The 14,496-nt window shown below is 54.2% G+C and carries 10 protein-coding genes and 1 tRNA gene; 4 read left to right on the top strand and 7 right to left on the bottom strand.

Annotation, left to right across the window (positions count from 1 at the left end; genetic code table 11):
- Positions 1-22 precede the first annotated feature (22 nt).
- Positions 23-1,477 (bottom strand): TrkH family potassium uptake protein, encoded by a 1,455-nt coding sequence (locus HMPREF9098_RS01195; RefSeq protein WP_040564149.1) that lies wholly within the window; start codon positions 1,475-1,477, stop codon positions 23-25.
- A gap of 258 nt (positions 1,478-1,735) precedes the next feature.
- Between HMPREF9098_RS01195 and aceE the strand changes: the two genes are divergently transcribed.
- Together aceE and aceF are read left to right on the top strand one after the other, a co-directional pair.
- Positions 1,736-4,429, top strand: a complete 2,694-nt coding sequence (gene aceE, locus HMPREF9098_RS01190; RefSeq protein WP_003781167.1) for a pyruvate dehydrogenase (acetyl-transferring), homodimeric type — start codon at positions 1,736-1,738, stop codon at positions 4,427-4,429.
- An 84-nt stretch (positions 4,430-4,513) separates the two neighbouring features.
- Positions 4,514-6,151: a dihydrolipoyllysine-residue acetyltransferase gene (gene aceF, locus HMPREF9098_RS01185; RefSeq protein ID WP_040564148.1), complete on the top strand. Its 1,638-nt coding sequence runs from the start codon at positions 4,514-4,516 to the stop codon at positions 6,149-6,151.
- An 84-nt stretch (positions 6,152-6,235) separates the two neighbouring features.
- On the opposite strand, the gene HMPREF9098_RS01180 is transcribed toward aceF, so the two are convergent.
- The 4 genes from HMPREF9098_RS01180 to rep form a co-directional block, all read right to left on the bottom strand.
- Positions 6,236-7,009 (bottom strand): exodeoxyribonuclease III, encoded by a 774-nt coding sequence (locus HMPREF9098_RS01180; protein ID WP_003781164.1) that lies wholly within the window; start codon positions 7,007-7,009, stop codon positions 6,236-6,238.
- 113 nt (positions 7,010-7,122) lie between these two features.
- Complete coding sequence (locus tag HMPREF9098_RS01175) at positions 7,123-7,431, bottom strand: AzlD family protein (RefSeq protein WP_003781161.1); 309 nt, start codon at positions 7,429-7,431, stop codon at positions 7,123-7,125.
- Entirely contained in the window at positions 7,424-8,149 is a 726-nt protein-coding gene (locus tag HMPREF9098_RS01170; RefSeq protein ID WP_003781159.1) for an AzlC family ABC transporter permease, read from the bottom strand. Before HMPREF9098_RS01170 ends, HMPREF9098_RS01175 begins: the two co-directional genes overlap by 8 nt.
- Before the next feature lie 3 nt (positions 8,150-8,152).
- Positions 8,153-10,150: a DNA helicase Rep gene (gene rep / locus HMPREF9098_RS01165; RefSeq protein ID WP_040564147.1), complete on the bottom strand. Its 1,998-nt coding sequence runs from the start codon at positions 10,148-10,150 to the stop codon at positions 8,153-8,155.
- A 329-nt stretch (positions 10,151-10,479) separates the two neighbouring features.
- Between rep and scpC the strand changes: the two genes are divergently transcribed.
- Positions 10,480-12,000, top strand: coding sequence for a succinyl-CoA:acetate CoA-transferase ScpC (gene scpC / locus HMPREF9098_RS01160; RefSeq protein WP_003781152.1), 1,521 nt, complete (start codon positions 10,480-10,482; stop codon positions 11,998-12,000).
- 229 nt (positions 12,001-12,229) lie between these two features.
- Here scpC and HMPREF9098_RS01155 read toward each other — a convergent pair.
- A tRNA-Arg gene (locus HMPREF9098_RS01155) sits at positions 12,230-12,305 on the bottom strand.
- A gap of 229 nt (positions 12,306-12,534) precedes the next feature.
- On the opposite strand from HMPREF9098_RS01155, the gene HMPREF9098_RS01150 reads away from it, so the two are divergent.
- A complete protein-coding gene (locus tag HMPREF9098_RS01150; protein ID WP_003781146.1) occupies positions 12,535-13,413 on the top strand; it encodes a c-type cytochrome in 879 nt (292 codons plus the stop codon).
- A 70-nt stretch (positions 13,414-13,483) separates the two neighbouring features.
- Here HMPREF9098_RS01150 and pip read toward each other — a convergent pair whose 3' ends face one another.
- Positions 13,484-14,428, bottom strand: a complete 945-nt coding sequence (gene pip / locus HMPREF9098_RS01145) for a prolyl aminopeptidase (RefSeq protein ID WP_003781143.1) — start codon at positions 14,426-14,428, stop codon at positions 13,484-13,486.
- Positions 14,429-14,496 lie beyond the last annotated feature (68 nt).

The following is a 14,496-nucleotide window of genomic DNA, read 5'->3' as shown; positions in this document are numbered from 1 at the left end:
AGCCTGCACTTTATTTTGCGGCTTATTTTTTCCAATAACCCGGCGTGAACAGAATAAACACCGTGAAAATTTCCAAGCGCCCCAACAGCATAACGCTGGTCAGCAGCCATTTCTGCACGGCGGACAATTCCGCATAATTATGCGCCGGCCCCACGGAACCCAAACCCGGCCCGGCATTGGTAATGCAGGCAACCACCGCCGTCAATGCCGTCATAAAGTCCAGTTGCGCCATCATCAGCATAAACGTGAACACGACCACCGTCATAAAATAAACGAAAATAAACGCCATAATCGCCATAGCCAAACGTTCGTTCAGGCTGCGACCGTTCACTTTCACCGTAAACACAGCATTCGGGTGTTGCAACAGAATCGTTTCGCGCAACGTGAATTTCGCCAACGCAATGGCACGCGCCAATTTGATACCGCCGCCCATCGAACCCGTATTGGCCAAAATATTCGACAGAAAAAACATCCACAGCGACACAATCAGCGGCCACGCGCCGAAATCCGCATTGGAAAAACCGCTGGCCAAACCAATCGACACATAATTGAAGCTCACATAACGGAATGCGTCGTCCAAGCTATAAAAACCTTTGAAATACAGATACAGGCTGGCCGCCCAAATACTGCCGACCAACAGCAGCAGCATGATGCGGACTTCTTCGTCCTGCCAATAATGGCGCAGGCTTTTTTGGCGCAATGCGGCAAAATGGTTGGCAAAATTGATGCCGCCAGCAATCGTTGCCAAAATAATCACCCATTCAATCAAAGGCGAATCAAAATAAGCGATACTGTCGTCGTGCGTGGAAAAGCCGCCCAACGAAAAGGTGGACATGGCGTGGCACAGCGCATCAAACCACGTCATTCCGGCTTCGTACAGCGCGATAAAAACCAGCCCCGTCGCCACCAAATACAGCAGCCACAGCCGTTTGGCCGTTTGCGAAATGCGCGGTGCCATTTTGTTGTCTTTTTCTATGCCAGGGATTTCCGCTTTGAAAAGCTGCGTGCCCCCCACACCCAGCATGGGCAACACGGCCACGGCCAGCACGATAATCCCCATGCCGCCCAGCCAGTTGAGCATGTGCCGCCAGAAATTCAGCGAGGGCGGGATATTGTCCAGCCCCCTTATCACCGTTGCACCCGTGGTGGTCAGCCCGCTCATCGCCTCAAAAAAGGCATCGGTAAACGATAATTCTTCAAAATAAAAATACAGCGGCATGGAAGCAATGGCGGCAAATCCGAGCCACAGCATGGTCACCAGCGCGAAACCGTCGCGCGGGCGCAGTTCACGGTTGTATTTGCGCGTCAGAAACCAAACCAGCGACGACAGCAAAACCGTAATCTCGCCCGTACTGCTGAACACCCAAAAAGCACCGTCATCGTGCACATACGACATCGCGCTGGGGAAAAACAGCATGAAGGCAAAGAACAGCCCCAGCTTGGAAAGAATATGGATGGTGGGAATAATTTTCTGCATAATCCAGCACAAAGTGCAGGCTGCTTTATGCGCTTCGTCAAAAGCAGCCTGCACTTTCAAAACCAATCAAGTCAAGGGCGGATTTTGCCACATTCCCCGAACATACCGCAAACCCAATTCGTCGGGCGGGGATAAAGCGTGGCAAAATTTGCTATTCGCGGTATTTGTAGCTACAATTCCGCTGTTATGCTGTTTGAGTCGCCTGCTTCACATTTAATGCGACGGCTGTTTTTAACCCATATGAGAGAAGGAAGACTTATGTCCCAAACCTACAATTCTGTTAATGATGCAGACCCTATTGAAACACAAGAGTGGTTGGACGCATTAAGTTCGGTATTGAAAAACGAAGGCCCCGAGCGTGCCCATTTCATCCTTGAAAACTTGGTGAAATACACCCGCCGCCGCGGCGTGCACCTGCCGTTTGCCGCAACGACTGCTTATCTGAACACCATTCCCGTAGGTAAAGAGCAAAAATCGCCCGGCAACCACGAATTGGAACACCGCATCCGTTCCGCCATCCGCTGGAATGCTGCCGCCATGGTGATCCGCGCCGGTAAAAAAGATTTGGAATTGGGCGGCCACATTGCCTCTTTCGCATCTTCCGCTACTCTCTATGACGTGGGTTTCAACCATTTCTGGCGCGCCAAAAATGAAGCTACCGGCGAAGAAGGCGACTTGATTTATATTCAAGGTCACTCCGCACCCGGCGTTTATGCACGCGCCTTTGTGGAAGGCCGCCTGAGCGAAGACCAGCTGAACAATTTCCGCCAAGAAGTTGGTGGCAACGGCTTGCCGTCTTACCCGCACCCTCACCTGCTGCCTGATTTCTGGCAGTTCCCTACCGTATCCATGGGCTTGGGCCCGCTGATGGCGATCTACCAAGCGCGCTTCCTGAAATACTTGGAATCTCGTGGCCTGGCCAAAACCAAAGGCCGCAAAGTATGGTGCTTCTGCGGCGACGGCGAGATGGACGAGCCGGAAAGCCAAGGCGCCATTGCGCTGGCTGCCCGCGAAGGCTTGGACAACCTAATCTTTGTAATCAACTGCAACCTGCAGCGTTTGGACGGTCCGGTACGCGGTAACGGCAAAATCATCCAAGAATTGGAAGGCAATTTCCGCGGTGCAGGCTGGAATGTGTTGAAAGTGATTTGGGGCAGCCGCTGGGACGGCCTCTTGGCACGCGACACCAACAACGCCCTGAAACAACGCATGGAAGAATGCTTGGACGGCGACTACCAAACTTTCAAATCCAAAGACGGTGCATACGTTCGCGAACACTTCTTCAACACACCTGAACTGAAAGCCCTCGTGGCCGATATGTCGGACGACGAAATCTGGGCCTTAAACCGCGGCGGTCACGACCCGCACAAAGTTTATGCTGCTTATTATGAAGCCGTAAACAACGCCGACGGCCGCCCAACTGTAATCTTGGCCAAAACCATCAAAGGTTATGGCATGGGTCAGTCCGGCGAGGGCCAAAACGTTGCCCACCAAGCCAAAAAAATGGACGTGAAGTCGCTCAAACAATTCCGCGACCGCTTCGGTATTCAGGTAACCGACGAGCAAATCGACAGTGGTGACCTGCCCTACTTCCGCTTTGCCGAAGACAGCCCGGAAATGCAATACCTGCGCGAACGCCGCAATGCTTTGGGCGGCTACCTGCCTGCACGCCATCCAAACAATGAAGCCCTGCCGATTCCGGCTCTGGAAACCTTCGATGCTCAGCTGCAATCCAGCGGCGAGCGCGAATTCTCCACCACCATGGCTTTCGTACGCATTTTGGCTGCATTGTTGAAAGACAAACAAATCGGTCGCCGTATCGTGCCGATTGTTCCTGATGAAAGCCGTACCTTCGGTATGGAAGGCATGTTCCGCCAATACGGCATTTGGAACCCGAAAGGCCAGCAATACACCCCGCAAGACAAAGACCAACTGATGTTCTATAAAGAATCCGTTGACGGTCAAATTCTGCAAGAAGGCATTAACGAACCCGGCGCAATGGCAGACTGGATTGCCGTGGCAACCTCTTATGCCAACAACCGCTATGCAATGATTCCGTTCTACATTTACTACTCCATGTTCGGTTTCCAACGTGTCGGCGATTTGGCTTGGGCTGCCGGCGATATGCACGCACGCGGCTTCCTTTTGGGCGGCACCGCAGGCCGCACTACCCTGAACGGCGAAGGCCTGCAACACGAAGACGGCCATAGCCAGCTGCAAGCCGACCTGATTCCGAACTGCGTCAGCTACGACCCCACCTTCCAATACGAAGTGGCTGTAATCGTACACAACGGTTTGGAACGCATGTATATGAATAATGAGGACGTATTCTTCTACATCACCCTGATGAACGAAAACTACGCCCACCCAGCCATGCCCCAACGCAAAGGCATTGAGCAGGAAATCCTCAAAGGCATGTACTTGTTCCGCGAAGGCGGCAAAGGCGACAAACGCGTTCAGTTGATGGGCTCCGGCACCATCCTGCAAGAAGTGATCCACGCTGCCGATTTGCTGAAAAACGATTTCGGCGTGGAAGCCGACATTTGGTCTTGCCCTTCATTCAACCTGCTGCACCGCGAAGCCATCGAAACCGACCGTTGGAACCGCCTGCATCCGGCTGCCGAGCAAAAACTGCCTTTCGTTACCCAGCAGCTGCAAGGCCATGCCGGCCCGGTTGTCGCCGCTACCGACTACATCCGCAGCTTTGCCGACCGCATCCGCGCCTACATTCCTAAAGAAAACGGCGACTATGTGGTACTCGGCACCGACGGTTTCGGCCGCTCCGACAGCCGCGCCAACCTGCGCAGCTTCTTCGAAGTAGACCGCTACCATGTGGCTGTGGCCGCGCTGGATGCTTTGGCCAAACAGGGCAAAGTGGGCAAAGACGTGGTACAGAAAGCCATCGAGAAATACGGCGTTCAAACCGAAGTTGCCCCTAGCTGGAAACGCTAATGCACAATGTGCAGGCTGCTTTGTACTGCTGAAAAAGCAGCCTGCACCTTCCCAAAATACAGAAAGAAAAAGAATCCGATTACTATGAGTACAGTTGAAATCAAAGTCCCCGATATCGGCGGACACGAAAATGTAGATATTATTGCCGTGGAAGTCAAAGCCGGCGACACCATCGCGCTGGACGACACCCTGATTACCTTGGAAACCGATAAAGCCACCATGGACGTACCTGCAGATGCGGCCGGCGTGGTGAAAGAAGTGAAAGTACAAGTGGGCGGCAAAGTTTCCGAAGGCGATGTGATTGCGCTGGTGGAAGTGGCCGGTGCTGCCGCTGCTACTGCACCTGCTGCGGAAACGGCTTCTGCCGCTGCGGCTCCTGCACCCGTGCAGGCTGCTCCTGCTGCTGCGGGCGGTGTGGAAAAAGTTGTTGTGCCCGATATTGGCGGCCACGAAAATGTTGATGTGATTGCCGTAGAAGTGAAAGTGGGCGACACCGTGGCCGTGGACGACACACTGATTACTCTGGAAACCGATAAAGCCACAATGGACGTGCCCAGCACCGCTGCCGGTACGGTTACCGCCGTACACATCAAAGTGGGCGACAAAGTGTCCGAAGGCGCACTGATTATTGAAGTGGCCAGTTCCGGCGCTGCGGCTGCTCCTGCTCCGGCACCACAAGCTGCCGCTCCTGCCCCTGCCCCTGTGCAGGCTGCTCCTGCCGCACCCGCACCGACTGCCCAAACACCTGTTGCCTCCGGTGTGGCCGCAGCATACGGCACTATCAACGAAGAAGGCTTCGCTAAGGCACACGCAGGTCCGTCCACCCGCAAATTGGCGCGTGAACTGGGCGTGGATTTGAGCTTGGTGAAAGGTTCCGGCCAAAAAGGCCGCATCACGGCCGAAGACGTGAAATCTTTTGTAAAAGGCGTGATGCAAAACGGCGGCGCAACCGCTTCTTCTGCCTCCGCAGGCGCATCGTTGGGCGGCGGCTTGGACTTGCTGCCATGGCCGAAAGTGGATTTCAGCAAGTTCGGCGAAATCGAAGTCAAAGAACTGTCGCGCATCAAAAAAATCTCCGGCCAAAACCTGTCGCGCAACTGGGTGGTGATTCCGCACGTTACCGTGCACGAAGATGCCGACATGACCGAGCTGGAAGAATTCCGCAAAGTGTTGAACAAAGAATGGGAAAAAGCAGGCGTGAAAGTATCGCCGCTGGCCTTCATCATCAAAGCGTCTGTGAGCGCGCTGAAAGCCTTCCCCGAATTCAATGCGTCTTTGGACGGCGACAACCTGGTATTGAAAAAATACTACAACATCGGCTTTGCGGCAGACACGCCAAACGGTTTGGTCGTTCCTGTGATTAAAGACGTGGACAAAAAAGGCTTGAAAGAAATCAGCCAAGAATTGACCGAGTTGAGCAAAAAAGCACGCGAAGGCAAATTGAAACCGCAGGAAATGCAAGGCGCATGCTTCACCATTTCCAGCTTGGGCGGCATTGGCGGCACCGGCTTCACGCCGATTGTGAATGCACCGGAAGTGGCTATTTTGGGCGTGTGCAAATCGCAAATCAAACCGGTTTGGAACGGCAGCGCGTTTGAGCCACGCTTGATGTGCCCATTGAGCTTGTCGTTCGACCACCGCGTGATTGACGGCGCGGCTGGTATGCGCTTCACCGTGTTCTTGGCGAACTTGCTCAAAGACTTCCGCCGCGTGTCTTTGTAATCCGCTGAGCATTATAAAAGCAGCCTGCACTTTGTTTTCACGAGTGCAGGCTGCTTTTTAACGTGCCGAATTCAAATAAAATAGTTATAAATCATACGCATAATCCACCACCAGCGGTGCGTGGTCGGAGAATTTCACGTCTTTATACACATGCGCCGACTGCATGGCCTGTGCCAACTGCGGCGTTACCATTTGGTAATCAATCCGCCAACCGACATCTTTGGCATACGCTTGGCCGCGGTTGCTCCACCATGTATAGCCCGCCACTTCGGGATACAGCGTCCGCCAAGCGTCCACCCAGCCGAGTTCTCCGATGACCTTGCCGATCCATGCGCGCTCTTCGGGCAAAAAGCCTGAATTTTTCTGATTGCCCTTCCAGTTTTTGATATCGATATTCTGGTGCGCGATGTTCCAGTCGCCGCACACCACCACGTCGCGCCCGCTGGCTTTCAGCTCCGCCAAGATTGGGTAAAACGCATCCAAAAATTTGTATTTGTAGGCTTGGCGCTCTTCCGCGCTGGTGCCGCTGGGCAGATACAGCGAAATCACACTCAAATTGCCGAAATCAGCACGGACAAAGCGGCCTTCCTGATCGAATTGCTCCAGCCCCAATCCGATGTGCACCGCATCGGGCGTGCGTTTGCTGTAAATGGCCACGCCGCTGTAACCGCGTTTTTGGGCGCAATGCCACACGCCATGCATGCCGTGCGGGTTTTTCATATCGTCCGCCAAATCGGCTTCCTGCGCCTTCAATTCCTGCACGCAGACAATATCTGCGCCGGATTGCGCCATGTAGTCCAAAAAGCCTTTTTTATAGGCCGAACGGATGCCGTTCACATTTGCCGAGATAATTCGCATGTTGCTGCCTTTGTGGGTTAAATCAAAAGGACGGTATTGTAATGGCTTTTGGCCCGAAGCAGAAAAGATAATGTGCAGGCTGCTTTTTCATCGTTTTGAAAGCAGCCTGCACTTTATCCGAGCAACTGCAACAGCCAGCCGCCAATACCCGAAGCCGCCACTGCCGCCAGCACCGTCGTCAGCATGGAAAAGCGGGCGGCCATCAGCAGCGCCACCGCCAAAGCAAACAGCTCGTGTGGTTTGTGCGATACGAAATACGGCGCAATCACGGAAATGAGGACGCAACCCGGCGCGGCTTCCATCATCTGCTTGGCGCGCGGGCTTAACGTGCGGTTGCGCAGGGCGAAATAGCCGATTAGGCGCGTGCTGTAGGTAACGCAGAGCATGCCGATAATCGTGAGGAAAGATGCCCAACTAATCATGCGCCGCTCCTTTGGCCGGGGCGAAATAGGCATAAACCAGCCCTGCCAGCGAGCCGACGACAACGTACCAGCCCGTGTTCGGTGCCGCCAGATAAGTGCAGGCTGCCGCCAACAGGCTGACCAGCCACGGGCGCGCCGCAAACCAACCGCGCCACATGCCGCGCAGCAGCACCAGGAACACCGCCGGAAACGCCATGCCAAATCCGAAGCGTCCCACATCGCCCAGCATGGGTGCCAGCGATGCGCCCAAAAAGCCGAAGCACACCCACACGGCATACAGCGATGCCGCCGTGCCCATGTAATATTCGTAATTGAGACGTGCAGGCTGCTTTTGGGCGTGTTTTTGGCTGTCGGCAATGCCCATCGCCCAGCTTTCATCCGTCATCATGAACAAGGCCGGCAGCACTTTGCGCAACGGCAGGTGGCGCAGCAGCGGCGCCATGGCTGCCCCCATCAGGATATGGCGGCTGTTAATCATGGCCGTGGTGGCGATAATCAGCAGCACGGGCAGCGGCGAAGTCCACAAATTCACGGCGGCAAACTCCGAACCGCCGGCGAAATTCAGCCCCATCATCACCGTTTCCAGAGCGCTCATGCCTTTCTGCCGCGCCTGTGCGCCCAAAATCAACGCAAACGGCACGGCTCCCAATATTATCGGCAGCGATTCCCGAAGGCCGCGCTTAAATTCGGTATGTGTCAAAAAATGTCGCATTTTCATCTTTCATGTTTTTTTCTTTTGCAGCATGGCCAACAAATTCTGCGTATATTGCAAGCCCTCTTCCTGCCCCACGCGCGTGTTGTCGCCTTTTCGCCCGAAAAAGGCCAATTCCTGCTGCGGCATTTCGCCAATGAAACGGCTCGGTTCGGGGAATTGCCAGTTGCCCATGCGTTTGCGTTTGCGGCAATACGTCAGCGTCAGCTCCTGCTTGGCGCGCGTAATCCCCACATACATCAACCGCCGCTCTTCTTCCAAACCGCCCTCTTCCACGCTGTCGGCGTGCGGCAGGATGCCTTCCTCGCAACCGACCAAATAGACAAACGGATATTCCAAACCTTTGGACGCATGCAGTGTGGACAGTTTCACTGCATCGATTTCCTCGCCGTTGCGCCCTTCCAAGAGCGTCATCAGCGCGATGGTCTGCGTCAAATCCACCAAGCTGCGCTCGCCCTCTTCGCCTTTGCGTGCCAGCCAGTCGCACAATTCCTGCACGTTGCGCCAGCGGTTTTCCGCCATTTTGCTGTTGTTGTCGCTCATGGCCAGCAGGTGGTTTTCGTAATCGATGTCTTTGAGCAAATCCTGAATCGTCGCGCCCGCATCGTCTTCCTGCGCGCGGCGGCCGTAATCGTGCAGCAGCGCCATAAACTGCTGCAACGATTCGCGGCTTTTGCCGGACAATGCGGTCAGCGCGTGCAGGCTGCCTGCGGCCTCAAACAGGCTGCATTCGTGCTGCTTGGCATAATCGTTCAATTTGCCCAGCGTGGTATCACCGATGCCGCGTTTGGGCGTGGTGGCCGCGCGCAAAAAGGCCGGGTCGTCGTTCGGGTTCGCCAGCACGCGCATATACGCCAGTACGTCTTTGATTTCGGCTTTGTCGTAAAAACTCTGCCCGCCCGAAATCGTGTAGGCGATATGGGCGGCGCGCAGTGCCTGCTCGAAAATCCGCGCCTGGTGGTTGCTGCGGTAGAGCACGGCAAAATCGGCATATTTCGCGCCGTGAATGCGTTTTTGCTGGTAAATCTGCTGGGCGACATATTCCGCTTCGCGCTGTTCGTCGTCGCACACCACAATGCGCACGGGATTGCCTTCCCCCAGCTGCGACCACAGGGTTTTGGGGAACAGTTTCGGATTGTTGGTGATCATTTGGTTGGCAATTCGCAAAATCCGCGCGGTGGAACGGTAATTCTGTTCCAGCTTAATCATTTTGAGCTGCGGATAATCCTCTTGCAGGCGGCGCAGGTTTTCCATGTTCGCGCCGCGCCAGGCATAAATGCTTTGGTCGTCGTCGCCCACCGCCGTGAACTGCCCTTCCAATCCGGCCAAACAGCGCAGCAGCGCGTATTGGCAGGCGTTGGTGTCTTGGCATTCGTCCACCAGCAGGTAACGCAGCCGCTGCTGCCATTTCAGGCGGATGTCGCTGTGCTCCTGCAACAGCAGCACAGGCAGGCGGATTAAGTCGTCAAAATCCACGGCTTGATAATGCAGCAGGGTTTCCTGATAAGCAGCATAAACCTGCGCGGTTTGCCGTTCCCAATCGTCGGAAGCAGCCTGCACGGCATCTTCCGGCGTCTGCAAGCGGTTTTTCCACAACGAAATCTGGTGCTGCGCCTTAAACACTGGCTCTCGCCCCGAGCTGCCCAAAATCTCCGTCAGGATTTTCTGGCTATCCGAAGCGTCCAGCACCGAAAAATTGCGTTTATAGCCCACCGATGGCGCATCTTCGCGCAAAATCCGCATGCCCAGCGAATGGAAGGTGGAAATGGTCAGCCCGCGCGTCTGCTCCTTGCCCAGGCGGTGGGCAATGCGCTCCTGCATTTCGTTGGCGGCCTTGTTGGTGAACGTGATGGCGGCAATATGGTAAGGCTTATAGCCGCAGCGCGTAATCATGTGGACGATTTTTTCGATAATCACACGCGTTTTGCCGCTGCCCGCCCCCGCAAGGACAAACAGCGGCCCGCCCAAATATTCGACCGCCTCTTGCTGCGGTGGATTCAGTTTCATAATCTTTTCCGTGTCTTGACGATGTGCAGGCTGCTTTTGCGCCGCAAATTGTAGCAAAATTATCCTTCAGCAAACACAATCGGCGTTATCAAAAAATCCGAAGCATGCTCATGCCCGTTTTGGCGTTTGTTTTATCGGCGTATTTTATGCGGCCGCCGTTCCAAAAGCAGCCTGCACCCCGCTAACCGCCGTGAAAAATCTATACAAACAAATTTCTTTACGTTATATTGCAATTTGTCGGTTTCGCAATACCGAATAACAGCCCGACCGCAAAAATCTTTGAAGGTTCACCCCCACCAACGTCCCGATTTGCAAACAGGAGAATACCCATGACACAAGCTGCCGAACGCATTTTGCACGCAGGTTTACACAGTAAAATCATGACCGCCGAACAGGCGGCCGAATTCATCTGCGACGGCATGACATTGGCCGTATCCGGCTTCACCGGCGCAGGCTACCCCAAAGCACTGCCCACCGCCATTGCTGAAAGAGCCAAAGTTGAACACGCCGCCGGACGGCCGTTCAGCGTCGGCGTCATCACCGGTGCCTCCACCGCGCCCGAATGCGACGGCGTATTGGCCGCCGCCAACGCCATCCGCTTCCGCAGCCCCTTCCAATCCGACCCCACCCTGCGCAATAACATCAACGCCGGCAACATCGCCTATCAGGATATGCACCTGTCGCATGTCGAGCAACAAATGCGCCAAGGTTTTTACGGCCAATTCGATTTCGCCATCATCGAAGCCAGCGCCATTACAGAAGACGGAAAAATCATTCCTGCAATGGGCATCGGACACGCCAACGAAGCAGTTAAAGTTGCCCAAAAAATCATCATTGAAATCAACCTGGCGCAAAATATCAAACTGAACGGCATGCACGATGTCCAAGCCGACATCGGCACGCCTCCGTTCCGCAAACCCATCAACATCCTCCATCCGTTCGACCGCATCGGCGTACCTTATATCGACTGCGATTTGGACAAAATCGTCGCCATCGTCTTCACGGATGCCGGCGACCGCAACAGCAAATTTGCCGAACCGGACGAAATGTCCAAACGCATTGCCGCGCAAATTATCGATTTCTTCAGCCACGAAGTAAAAGCCGGCCGCCTGCCGAAAAACCTGCTGCCGCTGCAATCCGGCGTGGGCAACGTGGCCAATGCCGTGCTGGCCGGCCTGATGGATTCGCCGTTCGACGATTTGCTGGGCTACACGGAAGTGCTGCAAGACGGCATGCTGGATTTGATTATTGCCGGCAAAATGAAATGCGCTTCGGCCACCGCCCTGTCGTTCAGCCCCGACGCGCTGCAACGCTTTAACGACAACATCGACTTTTTGCGCGACAAAATTGTGCTGCGGCCGATGGAGTTTACCAACAGCCCCGAAGTCATCCGCCGCTTGGGCGTGATCGGCATGAACGCCATGATTGAAGCCGACCTGTACGGCAACGTGAATTCAACGCACATCATGGGCACCAAAATGATGAACGGCATCGGCGGTTCGGGCGACTTCACGCGCAATGCCTTCTTCTCGTTCTTCGTATCGCCTTCCGTGGCGAAAGACGGCGCGATTTCCTGCATTGTGCCGATGGTATCGCACCACGACCACACCGAACACGACGTGATGTTCATCGTTACCGAGCAAGGCATGGCCGACCTGCGCGGCAAATCGCCCCGCCAACGCGCACGCCTCATCATCGACAACTGCGCGCACCCTGATTACCGCGACCAACTGCACGACTATTTCGACCGCGCAGAAAAAGCGGGCGGCCTGCACACGCCGCATTTGCTGAACGAAGCCTTGTCTTGGCACCAACGCTTCGTGGAAACCGGCGATATGCGAGTGAAATAATCCCGCCAATATCACCCCACTGAAAAAGCAGCCTGCACATTCCATATCAAGAAGTGCAGACTGCTTTTTCGATGCCGTGCGGACCGTTTAAAAGCAGCCTGCACATCGTTTTACCCTTATTCATCAAAAAAGCCCGAAACGTATCAAACACGTTTCAGGCTGTTTTTAGGAATATCTGCACCAGATGAATATCACCGCACAGATAATCGATTGACAATCAAAGAAAACTTGGCGCACCCGACTGGGTTCGAACCAGCGACCTTCGGCTTCGGAAACCGACACTCTTCCAACTGAGCTACGGGTACAAGTGCGAAAGGCGTAAGCATACAGCAAAAATGGCTTTTCGCAAACTAAAAAAAGCAGCCTGCACCGCAAAAGCGAATTCCGCACGGCACAAATATTTGATACAAACCAAACTTATCAACTTGGAAAGCCTACGCAAATTCAGTATAATCACGCAAATTATTGTTAGAATATTTTAACAAGCGACAATACACCTCTTCTCACCACTATCAAATCTGACGAGGCAACTCAATGAAATTATTTAAAAAGAACACAAAAGGTTCTGCTTTGACCACCGTTATCGGCGGTGTCGTCATCGTATTGGCCGTATTGTTTTTACTGGTTAAGCTGGCCGGCAGCGGCTATTACAGCGATGTTTCCGACGACACGTCCAGCGCCACCGAAACACGCATTATGCCCAGCGGACGCTTGGTTGAAGGCGACGGCACCGAGCCCGGCCAACGCACCGGCAAACAGGTTTTCGACAAAGTCTGCGTACAATGTCACGCAGCCGACAGCACCATCGCCTTTGCACCTAAAATCACGCACAATGACCAATGGGCAGCGCGCATCGCACAAGGTGTAAATGTGCTGGTTGAGCACGCAGTCAAAGGTTTCAGCGGCGCAGATGGCGGCGTGATGCCGGCCAAAGGCGGCGACCAAACTCTGACTGATGAAGAAGTGGCGCGCGCCGTTGCCTATATGGCCAACCAATCCGGTGCCCATTTTGACGAATCCGGCACTGCCGGCAATAATGCTGCGGCTGCCTCTGGCGCAGCGGCTTCTGGTGCTGCTGCCGCTTCAGGAACTGCGGCAAGTGCTTCTGCGGCGGGTGGCGACAGCAAACCTGCAGATACGGCAGCAGCAAACGGTCGCGGCAAAGAGCTGTTTGAGAAATCTTGTGCAGCCTGCCACGGAGCCACCGCCGCCATTCCGTTCGCACCCAAAGTAACCAACCGTGAAGACTGGGCGCCGCGCATCAAACAAGGCGAAGAAACCCTGTTCAAACACGCGATTGAAGGCCTGACCAATCCGAAAGGCGGCGTGATGCCACCTAAAGGCGGTTCTTCTTTGAGCGACGATGAAATCAAAGACGTTGTCCGCTACATGGTTCAACAATCCGGCGGCTAGTCCGACCAAACAAAACAGCATCTTGAAATAATCAAGATGCTGTTTTTTCGTCTATTAAAAGCAGCCTGCACTATGCCGATTCGGAAAACTGCTCGGTCGCATCCAGCAATGCTTGGGCAATGGCAGGTTCAAATGCAGAATGCCCTGCCTGAACAATCCGCAACTCAGCTTCAGGGAATGCCTGCTTCAAATCAAAAGCAGCCTGCACCGGCGTACACATATCATAGCGGCCTTGCACGATAATGGTCGGAATATGGCGTATTTTGTCCATGTTTTGCAGCAGCGCGCGCTCATTATCCAGCCAACAACGATGGGTGAAATAATGATTTTCTATCCGCGCAATCGCCAAAGCCGCTTCGCCATCATTATATTCATCCACTGCTTCCTGATTATGCGCCAAATGAATGATATGGCTCTCCCACTTGGCCCAAGCCGATGCTGCAGCCAGCATTTCTTCCCGATTCGGATTGTCCGGTCGCATTAAATGGCGATACGCAGCAACCAAATCATGACGCTGCCCTTCGGGAACAAAATCTTGAAATTCGGGCCAATATTCGGGGAAAACGGCATTCGCACCAAAACGGCAAATCCAGTCGTATTCCTGCTGCCGCCCCAAGAAAATGCCGCGCAAAATCAGTTCAGTCACACGATGAGGATAGGTTTGCGCATACGCCAATGCGAGAGTACTGCCCCAAGAGCCGCCAAATACCAACCATTGCTCAATCCCCAGAAATTCCCGAATACGCTCGATATCATCCACCAAATCCCACGTGGTATTCTCCTCAATACACGCGTAAGGCAACGAGCGGCCTGCTCCGCGCTGGTCAATCAACACGATTTGGTAACGCTCCGGATTGAAAAAACCGCGATGCAGCGGACTGCAACCGCCTCCCGGGCCACCGTGCAGGAAAATCACCGGTTTGCCTTGCGGATTGCCTGAAACTTCATAATAAATCTGATGGATTGGCGAAACAGCCAAATGACCGGATTGATAAGGTTCTTGAATTTGATACATGAATATTCCTCCCACAAACACAAAAAAGGCCGCCCGATCAACATCAGGCAGCCTGCATATTTATATCA

The sequence above is a fragment of the Kingella denitrificans ATCC 33394 genome (genome assembly GCF_000190695.1).
Classification (GTDB): Bacteria; Pseudomonadota; Gammaproteobacteria; order Burkholderiales; family Neisseriaceae; genus Kingella_A; species Kingella_A denitrificans.
This window is presented reverse-complemented; position numbering and strand designations above follow the sequence as displayed.